Origin of the sequence: Pseudoxanthomonas sp. LH2527, from assembly GCF_022539275.1 — a bacterium.
Taxonomy (GTDB): domain Bacteria; phylum Pseudomonadota; class Gammaproteobacteria; order Xanthomonadales; family Xanthomonadaceae; genus Pseudoxanthomonas_A.
The window spans coordinates 42,040-55,511 of sequence record NZ_JAKZBW010000008.1 but is presented as its reverse complement, the minus strand read 5'-3'; the positions used below and the strand labels follow the sequence as shown (position 1 = coordinate 55,511).

At 68.0% G+C, this 13,472-nt stretch carries 16 protein-coding genes; 5 read left to right on the top strand and 11 right to left on the bottom strand.

Translation table 11 applies throughout. The features are described from left to right. Positions 1-82 precede the first annotated feature (82 nt). Complete coding sequence (sufB, locus tag MMG85_RS06470; RefSeq protein WP_241045294.1) at positions 83-1,522, bottom strand: Fe-S cluster assembly protein SufB; 1,440 nt, start codon at positions 1,520-1,522, stop codon at positions 83-85. A 15-nt stretch (positions 1,523-1,537) separates the two neighbouring features. Then, positions 1,538-1,999 (bottom strand): SUF system Fe-S cluster assembly regulator, encoded by a 462-nt coding sequence (locus MMG85_RS06465; RefSeq protein ID WP_241045293.1) that lies wholly within the window; start codon positions 1,997-1,999, stop codon positions 1,538-1,540. A gap of 209 nt (positions 2,000-2,208) precedes the next feature. Here MMG85_RS06465 and MMG85_RS06460 point away from each other — a divergent pair, with 209 nt between their 5' ends. Continuing rightward, a complete protein-coding gene (locus MMG85_RS06460) occupies positions 2,209-2,415 on the top strand; it encodes a hypothetical protein (protein ID WP_241045292.1) in 207 nt (68 codons plus the stop codon). Positions 2,416-2,431: 16 nt separating this feature from the next. Here the strand turns inward: MMG85_RS06460 and MMG85_RS06455 are convergent, their stop codons facing one another. Beyond that, positions 2,432-2,962, bottom strand: coding sequence for a cytochrome C (locus MMG85_RS06455; RefSeq protein ID WP_241045291.1), 531 nt, complete (start codon positions 2,960-2,962; stop codon positions 2,432-2,434). A gap of 151 nt (positions 2,963-3,113) precedes the next feature. Here MMG85_RS06455 and MMG85_RS06450 point away from each other — a divergent pair, with 151 nt between their 5' ends. Further along, a complete protein-coding gene (locus tag MMG85_RS06450; RefSeq protein WP_055936275.1) occupies positions 3,114-3,587 on the top strand; it encodes an SET domain-containing protein-lysine N-methyltransferase in 474 nt (157 codons plus the stop codon). A 121-nt stretch (positions 3,588-3,708) separates the two neighbouring features. Next, a complete protein-coding gene (locus MMG85_RS06445; RefSeq protein ID WP_241045290.1) occupies positions 3,709-5,919 on the top strand; it encodes a DUF5916 domain-containing protein in 2,211 nt (736 codons plus the stop codon). 45 nt (positions 5,920-5,964) lie between these two features. Here the strand turns inward: MMG85_RS06445 and MMG85_RS06440 are convergent, their stop codons facing one another. From MMG85_RS06440 to fusA, 8 genes are all read right to left on the bottom strand, one after another. Next, positions 5,965-6,522, bottom strand: a complete 558-nt coding sequence (locus tag MMG85_RS06440) for a DUF1439 domain-containing protein (RefSeq protein WP_241045289.1) — start codon at positions 6,520-6,522, stop codon at positions 5,965-5,967. Positions 6,523-6,531: 9 nt separating this feature from the next. Continuing rightward, complete coding sequence (locus tag MMG85_RS06435; protein ID WP_241045288.1) at positions 6,532-7,101, bottom strand: DUF1439 domain-containing protein; 570 nt, start codon at positions 7,099-7,101, stop codon at positions 6,532-6,534. A 53-nt stretch (positions 7,102-7,154) separates the two neighbouring features. After that, positions 7,155-7,448 carry a helix-hairpin-helix domain-containing protein gene (locus MMG85_RS06430; protein WP_241045287.1) on the bottom strand — a complete coding sequence of 98 codons (294 nt, stop codon included), beginning with the start codon at positions 7,446-7,448 and terminating at the stop codon, positions 7,155-7,157. Between the two features lie 32 nt (positions 7,449-7,480). Further along, positions 7,481-7,792, bottom strand: coding sequence for a DUF3861 domain-containing protein (locus MMG85_RS06425; RefSeq protein ID WP_241045286.1), 312 nt, complete (start codon positions 7,790-7,792; stop codon positions 7,481-7,483). A 110-nt stretch (positions 7,793-7,902) separates the two neighbouring features. After that, positions 7,903-8,466: a M23 family metallopeptidase gene (locus MMG85_RS06420; protein WP_241045285.1), complete on the bottom strand. Its 564-nt coding sequence runs from the start codon at positions 8,464-8,466 to the stop codon at positions 7,903-7,905. Between the two features lie 5 nt (positions 8,467-8,471). Then, complete coding sequence (locus MMG85_RS06415) at positions 8,472-9,113, bottom strand: tellurite resistance TerB family protein (protein ID WP_241045284.1); 642 nt, start codon at positions 9,111-9,113, stop codon at positions 8,472-8,474. 267 nt (positions 9,114-9,380) lie between these two features. Beyond that, positions 9,381-9,779, bottom strand: a complete 399-nt coding sequence (locus MMG85_RS06410) for an HU family DNA-binding protein (protein WP_055936258.1) — start codon at positions 9,777-9,779, stop codon at positions 9,381-9,383. 251 nt (positions 9,780-10,030) lie between these two features. Continuing rightward, the gene (fusA, locus tag MMG85_RS06405; RefSeq protein ID WP_241045283.1) at positions 10,031-12,076 is read right to left on the bottom strand and encodes an elongation factor G; all 2,046 of its coding nucleotides are present in this window, start codon (positions 12,074-12,076) and stop codon (positions 10,031-10,033) included. A 206-nt stretch (positions 12,077-12,282) separates the two neighbouring features. Here fusA and MMG85_RS06400 point away from each other — a divergent pair, with 206 nt between their 5' ends. Together MMG85_RS06400 and MMG85_RS06395 are read left to right on the top strand one after the other, a co-directional pair. Then, positions 12,283-12,717 carry an OsmC family protein gene (locus MMG85_RS06400; protein ID WP_055936252.1) on the top strand — a complete coding sequence of 145 codons (435 nt, stop codon included), beginning with the start codon at positions 12,283-12,285 and terminating at the stop codon, positions 12,715-12,717. Then, complete coding sequence (locus MMG85_RS06395) at positions 12,714-13,409, top strand: alpha/beta fold hydrolase (protein ID WP_241045282.1); 696 nt, start codon at positions 12,714-12,716, stop codon at positions 13,407-13,409. Before MMG85_RS06400 ends, MMG85_RS06395 begins: the two co-directional genes overlap by 4 nt. Positions 13,410-13,472 lie beyond the last annotated feature (63 nt).

Below are 13,472 nucleotides of genomic sequence, written 5' to 3'. Positions count from 1 at the left end.
TGGCGGTGAACCATCCCGATTCCGCCGCACCCTCATCCGGCGCTTCGCGCCACCTTCTCCCGGCGGGAGAAGGGAAAGCCTGTTACCCGACGCTGCCTTCCAGCGACACTTCCAGCAGCTTCTTCGCTTCCACTGCGAACTCCATCGGCAGCTCGCGGAAGACTTGCTTGCAGAAGCCGTCGACGATCATCGATACCGCGTCTTCCTGGCTGATCCCGCGGGCGCGGCAGTAGAACATCTGGTCGTCGCTGATCTTGGAGGTGGTGGCCTCGTGCTCCAGCGTCGCCGTCGGGTTCTTCACCTCGATGTAGGGGAAGGTGTGCGCGCCACACTGCTTGCCGATCAGCAGGCTGTCGCACTGGGTGTGGTTGCGCGCGCCGTCGGCGTTGCGGTCCACTTTCACCAGGCCGCGGTAAGTGTTCTGGCCGCGGCCGGCGCTGATGCCCTTGCTGACGATCTTGGACTTGGTGCGCTTGCCCACGTGGATCATCTTGGTGCCGGTATCGGCCTGCTGGCGGTGATGGGTCAGCGCGACCGAGTGGAACTCGCCGGTCGAGTCGTCGCCCAGCAGCACGCAGCTCGGATACTTCCAGGTGATCGCCGAGCCGGTTTCCACCTGCGTCCACGTCACCTTGCTGCGGTCGCCGCGGCACTCGGCGCGCTTGGTGACGAAGTTGTAGATGCCGCCACGGCCTTCCTCGTCGCCCGGGTACCAGTTCTGCACCGTGCTGTACTTGATCTCGGCGTCTTCCAGCGCGACCAGTTCGACCACCGCCGCGTGCAGCTGGTTCTCGTCGCGCATCGGCGCGGTGCAGCCTTCCAGGTACGAGACGTAGGCCTTGTCCTCGCAGATGATCAGCGTGCGCTCGAACTGGCCGGTGTGGCCGGCGTTGATGCGGAAGTAAGTGCTCAGTTCCATCGGGCAGCGCACGCCCTTGGGGATGAACACGAAGCTGCCATCCGAGAACACCGCCGAGTTCAGCGCGGCGAAGTAGTTGTCGCCGACCGGCACCACGCTGCCCAGGTACTGCTTGACCAGTTCGGGATGTTCCTTGATGGCTTCGCTCATCGAGCAGAAGATCACGCCCTTCTCGGCCAGTTCCTTGCGGAACGTGGTGCCGACGGACACGGAGTCGAACACCGCGTCCACCGCCACACCGGCCAGCCTGGCGCGCTCGTGCAGCGGCACGCCCAGCTTGTCGTACGTGTCCAGCAGTTCCTGCGGCACGTCGTCGAGCGAGGCGTACTTGGCCTTCGGCGCGGAGTAATAGCTGATCGCCTGGAAGTCGATCGGCGCGATCTTCAGCTTGGCCCAATGCGGCACCGGCATGGTCAGCCAGTGGCGGTAGGCCGCCAGGCGCCATTCGGTCATCCATTCGGGCTCTTCCTTCTTCGCCGACAGGGCGCGCACGACGTCCTCGCCGAGGCCGGGCGGCAGCGAATCGGATTCGATGTCGGTGATGAAGCCGGCGTCGTAGCGACGTCCCAGCTGTTCCAGGATTTCAGCGTTTTCGGTGGCCATCGGGCTGCCTGCGGTTCAGCGGGTCGCGACCTGCACGGCGATGGGTCGCCTGCGCACGTCGTCGGAAGAGGAGGGGGGCGGCGCGATCATCTGGGCGAGGGTGAAGCCGCGCAGGGCGTCGGCCACCACGTCGTTGATCAGCCGCCAGTTAGCGCGCGCGCCGCATTTCTGGGCGATGCCGCACTGGCTTTCGCTCTGGCTGCATTCGGTCATGGCCAGCGGACCTTCCATGGCCTCGACGATCTCCACCAGGGTGATGTCGGCCGCGCCGCGGCTCAGGCGGTAGCCGCCATGCACCCCGCGCAGGCCTTCCACCAGGCCGGCCTGCGCCAGCGGCTTCAGCACCTTGCTGACGGTGGGCGTCTCCAGGCCGGAGTGTTCGGCCAGGTCGGACGCACTGAGCACCTCGCCCGGCCGGGCGGCGAGCACGGTCAGGACCACGGTGGCGTAGTCGGTGAGCTTGGTGACGCGGAGCATCGGGAAAGGAGGTCCAGAAAACGTACCGAAATTGTACGCTTTCGCGCCGCCGCGCTCAAACCCCGCGGTTTTCCCCGTTCATCCGCTCCGGTAGGGCCTGACTGATGTCACCCGCGATGGCTGACGGCTGCGACTGATGCAGGGGCGCCCGGGTCGGGAAGATGGGCCCCGTCCACTCCCGGACAGTCTCCTATCGAAGGATTCCCCTCATGAACACGATGCACGGCCACGCCGACACCGCCCCGTCCACCCGCGGCCTGGACCAGCGCTTCCTCTGGCGCGTGCTGCTGGCCATCGGCGGCATCTATCTGGCGGTGAAGCTGTTCCGTGGCATGGGCCAGCTGTTCTGGACCGTGTTCGGCCTGGCGATGGGGCTGGTCTGGATGTTCAACGGCCGCGTCTTCCCGTGGGCGTGAGGCGAACGCCGGTCGCTCACTTCGCGGCCGGCGCCTCCGCGGCGGGCGGCAACACCATGCCGATGTACGGTATCGGCGGCGTCTTGCCCGGCGGCAGAGCCTCGGGCGCGGCCTGGCCAGCCGCGCCCAGCGCATGCACGAAGCGGTAGATCGCGCGGCGGTCGTCCTCGCTCATCGCACGCACGGCGAAGTCGGGCATCATCGGGCGCGTGCGCAGGTTGGTGCTGTATTCCATCCATTGCGCTTCGGTCAGCTGCTGCATGCGCAGCCGCAGGTTGCTGGGATAGGTGGTGCCCCACGGGCCGTGGAAGCCCATCGGCGACCCGACCAGCCAGGTGTCCCGCGACACGGTGCCGCCGGACTCCGCATAGCCCGGCGTGTGGCAGTCGTTGCAGCCGGCGATCCGCACCAGGTATTCGCCGCGCGCAAGCAGGTCGGCATCGGATGCCTGCGGGGCGGGCAGCACCGCGACGGCGCGCGGCGACTCGGGCTGGCAGGCCGCCAGGGGCAGCGCCAGGGCGGGGAGCATCAGGAAACGGATCGGCATGATGGCAACGGTTGTGCAAGGGGAATGCGCCATCGAACGCGCCGTCCCGCGCGGACCGGCCATACGGTTGTCGGCCGCGATTCAGGCGCGGATTTGGGAATCCCGCACGCATGGGCGAGAATCGCGCCCTCACCTCTGCCCTGGACGCCGCATGCCCCGCAAGATCGAAGCCCGCCAATCCGACATCCACGGCAACGGCGTGTTCGCCATCGCCCCGATCGGCAAGGGCGAGCGCGTGGTGGAGTACAAGGGCAAGCGCCGCACGCATGACGAAGTGGACGCCGACGACACCGGCGACGTCGATTCCGGCCACACCTTCCTGTTCACGCTCAACGACGAATACGTCATCGACGCGAACCACAAGGGCAACAAGGCGCGCTGGATCAACCACAGCTGCGACCCGAACTGCGAAGCCGTGATCGAGGAGCACGACGGCAAGAACCGCAAGAAGGACAAGGTGTTCATCGAGGCGATCCGCGCGATCAAGCCGGGCGAGGAACTGACCTACAACTACGGCATCGTGCTGGCCGAACCGCACACTGCCCGCCTGAAGAAGGTCTGGGCCTGCCGTTGCGGCAGCAAGAAGTGCACCGGTACGATGCTGCAACCCAAGAAAGGCCGCTGACGGCGACGCACCTTCACAGGCACGGATGCCGCAGGAACGCCGAAGGTTGAAATGACCGAAGGCAGGTGTGGTCCGTGATTTCCGTCGCTACCTTGCGCGCACCGGACCACCACCCCCTGCCATGACCCTCTCCCGCCTCGCCTGCGCGCTCGCGCTGGCCATCCCCTGCAGTGCCGTCCAGGCCGTCGAGATCGACGGCCGCATCGATCCCGCCGAATGGCAGGGCGCGCGCCACGTCACCGACTTCCGCAAGACCCAGCCGCTGACCGGCGAGCCCGGCTCGCTGCCGACCGAGGCCTGGATCCTGGCCACCCCGGACGGCCTGGCCATCGCCTTCCACGCCACCCATCCGGCCAGCGTGCCGCGCACGCGGCAGAAGGTGCAGCGCGACTTCGACGCGCAGGTCGACCGCATCAACGCCTTCATCGACTTCGACGGCGACGGCCGCACCGGCTACGCCTTCACTGTCAGTTCCACCGGCGGCATCGCCGACGAGATCATCACCAATGAAAGCCAGTTCAGCAGCGACTGGGATGGCCAGTGGCGCCACGCGGTCAGCGAGGACGAAGAAGGCTGGTCGGTCGAGCTGCTCATTCCGTGGCATACCGCGCCGATGCGCGACGGCACCGATGGCCAGCGCACCCTGAAGGTGTTCCTGGCGCGCGTGATCGGCGCCACCGGCGAGCGCATGGCGTGGCCGCAGGCCAGCTTCGAGCGTGCGCGCTTCCTGTCGGATTTCGCCCCGGTCACGGTGCCGCGCTTCGACCAGTCGCTGCTCGCCATCACGCCGTTCGTGTCGGGCCTGTACGACAACGTCCGCAGCGGCGGCGACCTCAACGCTGGCGCCGACCTGTTCTGGAAGCCGAATGGCCGCTTCCAGCTGACCGCCACGCTGAAGCCGGACTTCGGCCAGGTCGAGGCCGACGACCTGGTCGTCAACTTCAGCGCCACCGAGACCTTCATCAGCGACAAGCGCCCGTTCTTCACCGAGAACCAGGGCATCTTCGAGCTGACCACGCCGTCGGACGACAGCCAGCAGCTGTATACCCGGCGCGTGGGCAGCACCGGCGACATCACCGCGGCGGTGAAGTTGAACGGCAGCCTGGGCAAGGCGAACTACGGCCTGTTCTCGGCCGATGAGGACGGGGCGACCGGACGCAGCTACCACGCGTTGCGGCTGGTGCGCGATTTCGAGAAGCAGAACCTCGGCGCGATGCTGACCCGCGTGGACGATCCCTGGCGCGACCGCGACGCCACCGTGCTGGGCGTGGACCACAACTGGCGGCCGACCGCGCGCTGGAACGTGCGCACCCGCCTGCTGGGCAGCCGCATCGTGCAGGCCGGCACCGACACCGACGACATCGGCGCGACGCTGTGGGCCGACTACGAGATGGACGACGGCTGGCGCCAGCAATGGATCGCCATGCACTTCGGCAACGACCTGCAGCTCAACGACTTCGGCTACCTGTCGCGCAACAGCACCAATTACCTGCACTGGGAAGTGCGCAAGCGCTTCACCGGCCTGCCGGAAGGCTCGCGTTATTCCTCCAAGGACTGGCGCTGGCGCGTCAGCAGCAGCCACAACAACCATGGCGACAAGCTCAACGACCAGTTCCGCATGAGCCGCGAAGGCCAGTTGCGCAACGGCAGCTACGAGTACGCCCAGATCAACGTCAACAGCGCCGGCCTGAACGACACGCTGCTGCGCGGCAACGGCGTGGTGACGATGCCGGCGAACTTCAACACCTACTTCGAGTACGAGCGGCCGCGCAAGGGCAACTGGGCGCACGAGACCGAGCTGGAGGCGTTCACCGGCGGCCTGGCGGGCAACCGCAAGGCGGGCGCGGGCCTGGGGTATACCGCCACGTATTTCGTCAGCGATGCCTTCAGTGTCTACGCCGGCGGCTACGCGATCTACACCCCGGACTGGCTGGTGTGGCAGCGCGAAGACCTGGTGGGAGGGTTCACCCGTCGCCAGGTCGATCTCAATGCCGGCCTGGACTGGGTGATCGATCCGCGCCACGAGCTGCGGGTGAAGATGCAGGCCATCGCGCTGGATGCGCGCGTGCACGATGCGTGGCGCTTCGATGCGCGCGGCCACGCCGTGGCGACGACCGAGGCCGTGGACGACTTCAGCGTGCGCAACCTGGGCTTCCAGATCCGCTACCGCTACGAACTGGCGCCGCTGTCCTACCTGTACGTGGTGTACGCCCGCGGCGGCTACGAACAGCGCACCGGCACCGAAGGCGTGGACGGCCTGCTGCAGGACAGCCTGCGCCTGCGCGACGACGAACAACTGGTGGTCAAGCTGAGTTACCGCTTCGAGATCTGAGCCCGTCGCCGTCGCGCATGGACGGCGCGTCGGTATCGCCCGGGGTCAGGGCGTGGTGCCCGGGGCGAGCCGCAGTTCCACATGGCCGTCATCGATCCGCAGCGACTCGGCCGACAGGGTGCCCGGCACCTGCGCCAGATCCTCGTCGGTCAGCCGGTACAGCGGCCGGGTGTTGGCGTACTCGCGGATCAACTGCTGCAGCGCTTCGCGTGAGCCGCCCGGCAGGCCGCGACCGGCCGCGCCGGTACCCACGTGCTCCAGCTGCGGATCCACCAGGTGCAGGCCGCGCGTGCCCGGGTCGTAGCGCAGGCCGCTGCTGACCACCACGTTGCCGTTTTCCAGGCGGTCGCCATTGGCCAGCATCACGTCGTAGTCCATCTGCAACTGCAGGCGCTCGCCCGGCACGGGAATGCGCACCTGCGGGTCGGTCAGGGTGAGGGACGCGAAGCCTTCCAGCAGCGCGTGCTCCACCGGAAAGCCGCTGCGCGCGGCGGCCTGCAGTTGGGTGGCATCGAAGCGCAGCACGCTGCCGCTGTCGGCCATGGCGACCGGCGGCAGCAGGAGTGCGGAAAGCAACGCGATGCGGGCGATCAGGGTCTTCATCGGACTACCTCATTGCAGGTGGATGACCACGCGGCCGTCTTCGATCAGCGTGCTGCCGATCCGCTTGCTGGCGGGCAGGCGCTGCAGGATGTCGTTGTCGATCCGGTAGACCGGCTCGCTGCGTGCGTATTCGGCCAGCACGGTGTTGACCAGCTGGCGGGTGCCGCCGGACATCAGCGAGCCGCTGCCGGGAACATCGACCGACAGGATCTCCGGGTTGTCCAGGTGCAGGCCGCGGGTGGCAGGGTCGTAGCGAAGGCGGCTGGCCAGCGCGAAGTGCCCCCGGCTGACGTCGCGCGCGCCCAGCGCACTGACGCCGATGTCGAAGTCCAGGCGCAGCCGGTCGTCGCCGGAGGGAATGCTCAACCGCGGATTGGTCAGCGTGGCCGACACTAGGCCGCCGAGCTTGTCGAACTCGCGGGGGAAACTCTGGTTGAGATAGCGCTGCAGCTGCGGCTGGGTGAAGTTGATCTGGTTGCCCAGCAGACCGGTGACGGTGTTGAGCGTTTCGCAGCCGGCGAGGGCGAGGGTGGCGGTGCCGGCGAGGGCGGCGACCAGGAAGCGTCGGCGTGTACGCATGGGAAGCTCCGTGACGGGTCGCCGCACCTTAGCCGGCGCTGCCTGTCCAAGGGCTAACCGGCAGGCTGCTGCAGGAAGTGTCGCTTGCGCTCGGCGGTGTAGTGCCACCAGGGCACCGGTCCGCTGCCTTCCATGAAGCGCACGGCGGCGATGAAGCAGTCGCAGAGGCAGGGATCGTGGCGCTGGCCGGTGGTCTCGTTCACGCGCCGGTAGAGCACGTACGGATCCTGGCCGCGCAGGTCCTGCGGGTGGGCGATGCCGATGCCACGCAGGTCGCCGGCGATGGACTGCCCGATGTTGGGAATGTCTTCGAGTGCACGGGCGTCGTCGGCGTGGCGGACTTTCATCGCCGACAGGCTGGCGTGCGCCCGTCGCGATGTCAGCCGGCGTCGCGGCCGCGCGCCTTCAGCGAGGCGATGAACTCGCCCATGTGCGGCCGCAACGGGGCGAACAGGTCGTCGGCGTCCTTGCGGTGGTCCAGCATCAGGCCACTGAGCAGCTTGGTGCCGACAACCAGCGCGGCGCGCTCGTCGCCGGTGAGGCCGCGCTGGCGCTGGACGTTCTCGAGGATGCGCATCCAGTCGTCGTGGCAGGCGTGTTCGAACTCGATGGTGCAGCGGCCTTGGCAGGGCTGGCCGTCGCGTTCGATCGGCGTTACGGTGATGCGGTAGCGGTGGGAATCATTGGGCATGGCGGCGGAGCAGGGCGCGGCGGGGACAGTTCCAAGATAGGCCCGTGCCCCAGGTGGAACGAGGGCCGCCACCGCGATGGACTGTTCCGTCGGGTGGCGCCGCGGTTCAGTCAGCGGGCGGCGGCGTGCGCCTTGAACAGCGGCAGCGGATCGTAGGCGCCCTGCACGCCGTAGATGCCGTAGTGCAGATGCGGCGGCGTGCCTTGCGCGTTGCCGGTGGTACCCACGTAACCCAGCACGTCGCCGGGATGCACCACCTGCCCGGTGGACAGGTCCGCCGCCCAGTCGTCCAGGTGGGCGTAGTAGTGACGCTCGCGGCCAGGGCCCAGCACCCACACCTGTTTCCCGCCCAGCCCGCCGTCGCGGACCGAGACCACGATGCCGCGCGTCGCGCTGGCGATGGGCGTGCCGCGCGCGGCGAAGATGTCCACGCCCTGGTGGGTGCGGTCGGTGCCACGGGGGGCGCCGAAGGTGTCGGCGATCTGCCGCGCCCGCACGCCCTGCACGGGCACCGGCAGTTCACGCGGCGGCGATGCGCGCGAGATGTCCCACAGCATGCGCGGGGACGCCATGAAGGGCTGGCCCCACGCCCAGGCGAGCAGCAGGGCCAGCACCGCCAGCGACAGCATCGTCCATGCGAGGCGCCGCAGGCGGCGCACGGCCGGTCGCCCCATGCGGATCAGGACGACGCAGGCGTCTGCATCTGCGCCAGCTGGCGTTCCAGCTGGGACTTCAGCGACGGATCCAGCTTCAACTGTTTGGCCAGTTCATCCAGGTAGGCGCGCTCCATGAAACTCTGCTCGTCGGCGACCATCAGGCTGGCGAGATACATTTCCGACGCGATCTCCGGCGTACTGCCGGCACGCGCGACCTCGGCCGGATCCAGCGGCTTCTCCAGTTCGGCATGCAGCCACTGTTGCAGCTCGCCATCGGTACCGACGCGGGCGAATTCGCCTTCGATCACCTCGCGCTCGCGCGCGTCGATGTGGCCATCGGCTTTCGCCGCCGCGACCAGCGCCGTCAGGATCGCCTGGCTGTGAAGTTCCACCTGCGGCGGCGGCAGGCGATCCACGGTCTGCGGCGTGGCGCCCGCGGCGAACCCGCCCTGTTGCTGCTTGTAGTCGCCGTAAGCGCGATACGCCATCACCCCGATCGCCGCCAGGCCGCCATACGTGGCCAGCTTGCGGGTGGTCTTGTTCTTGCCGAGCAGCAGGCCCAGCGCACCGCCGGAGATCGCGCCCTTGCCGAAGTCGGCGTTCAGCACGCTGCCATTGCCGCTGGAGGATTTCAGCAGATGGTCGAGGAAGCCCTGGATCTTCATGCGGTCGGTACCTTGCGTGGAGGGATGTCTCCCCGATCTGAGGGCTACCCGCCGTCAGGACAAGGGTGACGGATGGCAGGGGGATCGCCGTAGAGTCGAGCTTGCTCGACTGCTTTTGCTTTTTCGGCTTGCGTCCGCCAACAGGACCGGAAAGCAGCGGAGCAAGCTCCGCTCTACAAAAAGGGAACAACCACGGTCCGCATGACACGCGCAAAAAAGAAGGGACGGCCAGGCCGTCCCTTCGTGCACGCGATGGAAGCGCAGCGATCAGGCCGCGGCGTCCTTCAGCTTCTTCAGCGGACGGACCTTGACCTTCACCGAGGCGGGCTTGGCGGCGAACCACTGCTCTTCCTTGGTGAACGGGTTGATGCCCTTGCGCTTCGGCTTGGCCGGCACGTTGACGGCGCTGATCTTCAGCAGGCCCGGCAGGGTGAAGGAACCGGCGCCCTTCTTGTTGACGGAGGCGTGCACGGCGCTTTCCAGCGAAGCCAGCACGGCGCGGACGTCCTTGGCGGCCACGGAGGTAGCTTCGGCGATGTGGGCGACGAGGCCCGACTTGCTCAGCGCTTCCTTGATCGGCTTCGGCGCGGCCGGCTTGGCGGCGGCCTTCGGTGCAGCTTTCTTGGCGGCCTTCTTCGGCGCGGCCTTCTTGGTGCTCTTTGCCATGTGTCCTGTCTCTACTGTCGAGTGGTTGGGTAATCGGGCCGATCGCATCGGCAAGCGAAATGTAGGGCAAACAACTGGCGGCGCCAAGGGCAGGAAGGCCCTGAAATGCCTTTTTTTTCGCTTTTTCTGCAATTTCCCGTCGCCGCGCGTCGGAAATCGCCTGTCGGTACGACCGAATCACCTTTGGCGTGTGCGCCGCAAGCGGCATCCGTCGCGCTCCGCCGCGACCGGATGCCGCACCCCTGCGACGCTCAATCGTCGTCGTGCCGTGGCCTGTAGGCATCCACCAGTTTCTGCTGCACGCCGGGAGGAACGGGTTCGTAGTGGCTGAAATCCAGGCTGTAGCGGCCCTGGCCGGCGGTCATGGATTTGAGCTCCGCCGCGTAGCCTTCCAGTTCCGCCAGCGGCACCTGCGCCTTCACCACGATCTCGCCGCGCACCGCGTCAGTGCCGTTGATGCGGGCGCGCTTGCCCGCGAGGTTGCCGGTGATGTCGCCGACCTGCGCTTCGGGTACGGCCACTTCCAGGTCGACCACCGGCTCCAGCACCTGCGGCCGCGCCTTGGCGATGGCGTCGAGGAACGCCTTCTTGCCGGCGGCGACGAACGCGACCTCCTTGCTGTCCACCGCATGGTGCTTGCCGTCGTGCACGACCACCCGCAGGTCCTGCAGCGGATAGCCGGCGATCGCGCCGCTGCCCAGCACCTGGCGCACGCCTTTCTCCACCGCCGGCAGGAACTGGCCCGGAATGGTGCCGCCCTTCACTTCGTCGACGAATTCGAAGCCGCCCCCACGCGGCAGCGGTTCGATGCGCAGCGATACTTCACCGAACTGGCCGGCGCCGCCGGTCTGCTTCTTGTGGCGATGGTGGCCGTCCGCCTTCGCGCCGATGGTTTCGCGGTAGGCGATCCGCGGCGGCCGGGTCTTCACCTCGACGCCATGGCGTTCCTTCAGCCGTTCCAGCATCACCCGCAGGTGCAGGTCGGACAGGCCGCGGATGACGGTTTCGTTCAACTCAGGCTGATGCTCGACGACGAACGCCGGGTCCTCTTCGGCCAGCTTCTGCAGGGCGATGGACAGCTTCTGTTCCTGGCCCTTGCTGGCCGCCTCGATCGCCAGGCCGAACATCGGCCTGGGAAACGCGATCGGCGCCAGATGCAGGTGGTCCTCGTCGTGGCTGTCGTGCAGCACCGCGTCGAAATGCAGGTCGTCGACCTTAGCCACTGCCGCGATGTCGCCCGGGATGGCCTGGTCGACTTCAACGTGGTCCTTGCCCTTGAGCTTGAACAGGTGGCCGACCTTGAACGGCTTCTTGCCGTCATCGACGAACAACTGCGTGTCCTTCTTCAGCGTGCCCTGGTAGACGCGGAAGATGCCGAGCTTGCCGACGAACGGATCGTTGACGATCTTGAAGACGTCGGCGATGACATGCGCGCGCGGATCCGGCACGGCCTCGATCGGTTGAGGGCCGCTGCCGTTGAGTTTCACGAACGGCGGCGGGTTGGCTTCGGCGGGATTGGGGAACAGGCGCTCGGCCACGTCCAGCAGTTCCTTCACCCCGACGCCCGTGCGTGCCGAGGCGAAGCACACCGGGACCAGGTGCCCCTCGCGCAGGCACTGCTCGAAGGCGTCGTGCAGTTCCTCGCCGGAGAGGCCGCCTTCGCCCAGGTCCAGGTAGTGCTCCATCACCGTCTCGTTGACCTCCACCACCTGGTCGATGATCTTCTGGTGCCAGTCGGCCACCGGACCCAGGTCGGAGTCGCCCGCCGCCTGGCCGAAGCAGTCGACCACCGCCTTGCCGCCGTTCGCCGGCAGGTTGAGCGGCAGCACTTCCGGCCCGAATTCCTCGCGCAGCGCCGCCAGCACGCCGGCGCAGTCCGCGCCCTCATGGTCGATCTTGTTGATGACGATGGCGCGGCACAGGTTGCGCTCGCGCGCCCGCTCCATCAGCCGGCGCGTGCCGTGCGCGACGCCGGCATCGGCGTCGACGACAATCAGCGCGGTGTCCACCGCCGAGAAGGCCGACAGCGCCGGTCCGCGGAATTCGGGGTAACCGGGGGTGTCGATCAGGTTGACGTGCATGCCGCCGTGGTCGGTGCTGGCGATGGCGGTGTCGATGGAATGGCCGCGGGCCTTCTCGATCGGATCGTGGTCCGAGACGGTGGTGCCGCGTTCGATGGTGCCTGCCACCTGGAGGGCGCCGCCGGCATGCAGCAGGGCTTCGAACAAGGTTGTTTTGCCGGCGCCGGGGTGGCCCGCCAGGGCCACGTTGCGGATCTGTTGTGTGCTGTACGACATGAGGCCGTTCCTCCCGAAGGTTGGGGTCGAAGGGCCGTCATGGCTGTCCGGGCAGAGCGCATCCCGTGAGCGTGGCGCTCGGCGGGCGGTCATGGCGGACGGCCAGCATCGGCATGCCGACGGGCGGGGTCAAGCCGCACTGCGGTACATGCCGTGAACATCCACGGGTGTACCCTGCGCTCCCCTGACCACGATGGAGCACGACCATGGCTTTGAAGCGTTATGCCGATGCGGTGTGGAGCGGTGACCTGCAGGCCGGCAAGGGCACGCTGAGCACGCCACAGAGCGGCCTGTTCGAAGGACAGAACTATTCCTTCAAGACCCGCTTCGGCGACGAGAAGGGCACCAACCCGGAAGAGCTGCTGGCGGCCGCGCATGCCGGCTGCTTCACCATGGCGCTGTCGGCGGTGCTGGGCAAGGCCGGCTTCACGCCGGACAAGCTACAGACGCGCGCCGAGGCGACGATGGAGCCGGGCATGGACCCGGGCCCGACCGTCACCGGCATCAAGCTGACGGTCACGGCGAATGTGCCGGGCATCAGCGCGGCGCAGTTCGAGGAGATCGCCCAGCAGGCGAAGGCGGGATGCGTGATCTCGCGTGCGCTGTCGGTGCCGGTGTCGCTGGAGGCGACGCTGCTTTGACCGCAGTCCGGGCTGCGCTGCTGGTGCATGGCGCCGGTGGCGGAGGCTGGGAATGGAATGTGTGGCGCGGCGTGTGGGAGGCGGCGGGCATCGTCGTGTCCGCGCCGGATCTGCAGCCGGTGGCCGCGGGACTCGCGGCCACCGGCTTCGGCGATTACCTGCGCCAGGTGCGCGATGCGCTGGCGACCCTGCCGCGTCCACGCGCGGTGGTCGGCGCCAGCCTGGGTGGCATGCTCGCGCTTGGCGTGGCCGATGCCGCCGATGCCGCGGTCCTCGTGAACCCGTTGCCGCCTGCGCCATGGCAGCGGGAACTGCCGGCGCGCGCATGGCAGGACGTGGTGCCCTGGCAGCGCACTGCGCGACTGGCGGGCACCCGCCGCGCCTTGGGCGATGCCGACGAGGCGAGCGTCCTGTTCGCGTTCCGTCACTGGCGCGACGAGTCGGGTGCCGTGCTGCGCGAAGCCCATGCGGGCGTGGCGCTGTCGCGGCCCTCCTGTCCCACGCTGTTGATCGCGTCGCGCGAGGACGCCGACGTGCCGCCCGCGCTCAGCCGTTCGCTCGCCGGTGCGTGGGAGATGGACCTGCTGCAAACGCTTTCAGGCTCGCATGTCGGGCCGCTGCTGGGCCGCGAAGCGGCGGACATCGCCGTGCAAGCTGTCGAATGGCTAAACCGGCCCGTGCCGGACGGCTGAGTTCAGCCCGATTTCACCCGCGCGGGCCGAGCATGCGTCCACGCCACTCCGGCGTGGGGAGTT

Excerpts from the sequence above, each read along its gene's own strand:
- sufB (WP_241045294.1), bottom strand. The coding sequence starts at position 1,522 with ATGGCCACCGAAAACGCTGAAATCCTGGAACAGCTGGGACGTCGCTAC.
- MMG85_RS06465 (WP_241045293.1), bottom strand. The coding sequence starts at position 1,999 with ATGCTCCGCGTCACCAAGCTCACCGACTACGCCACCGTGGTCCTGACC.
- MMG85_RS06460 (WP_241045292.1), top strand. The coding sequence starts at position 2,209 with ATGAACACGATGCACGGCCACGCCGACACCGCCCCGTCCACCCGCGGC.
- MMG85_RS06455 (WP_241045291.1), bottom strand. The coding sequence starts at position 2,962 with ATGCCGATCCGTTTCCTGATGCTCCCCGCCCTGGCGCTGCCCCTGGCG.
- MMG85_RS06450 (WP_055936275.1), top strand. The coding sequence starts at position 3,114 with ATGCCCCGCAAGATCGAAGCCCGCCAATCCGACATCCACGGCAACGGC.
- MMG85_RS06445 (WP_241045290.1), top strand. The coding sequence starts at position 3,709 with ATGACCCTCTCCCGCCTCGCCTGCGCGCTCGCGCTGGCCATCCCCTGC.
- MMG85_RS06440 (WP_241045289.1), bottom strand. The coding sequence starts at position 6,522 with ATGAAGACCCTGATCGCCCGCATCGCGTTGCTTTCCGCACTCCTGCTG.
- MMG85_RS06435 (WP_241045288.1), bottom strand. The coding sequence starts at position 7,101 with ATGCGTACACGCCGACGCTTCCTGGTCGCCGCCCTCGCCGGCACCGCC.
- MMG85_RS06430 (WP_241045287.1), bottom strand. The coding sequence starts at position 7,448 with ATGAAAGTCCGCCACGCCGACGACGCCCGTGCACTCGAAGACATTCCC.
- MMG85_RS06425 (WP_241045286.1), bottom strand. The coding sequence starts at position 7,792 with ATGCCCAATGATTCCCACCGCTACCGCATCACCGTAACGCCGATCGAA.
- MMG85_RS06420 (WP_241045285.1), bottom strand. The coding sequence starts at position 8,466 with ATGGGGCGACCGGCCGTGCGCCGCCTGCGGCGCCTCGCATGGACGATG.
- MMG85_RS06415 (WP_241045284.1), bottom strand. The coding sequence starts at position 9,113 with ATGAAGATCCAGGGCTTCCTCGACCATCTGCTGAAATCCTCCAGCGGC.
- MMG85_RS06410 (WP_055936258.1), bottom strand. The coding sequence starts at position 9,779 with ATGGCAAAGAGCACCAAGAAGGCCGCGCCGAAGAAGGCCGCCAAGAAA.
- fusA (WP_241045283.1), bottom strand. The coding sequence starts at position 12,076 with ATGTCGTACAGCACACAACAGATCCGCAACGTGGCCCTGGCGGGCCAC.
- MMG85_RS06400 (WP_055936252.1), top strand. The coding sequence starts at position 12,283 with ATGGCTTTGAAGCGTTATGCCGATGCGGTGTGGAGCGGTGACCTGCAG.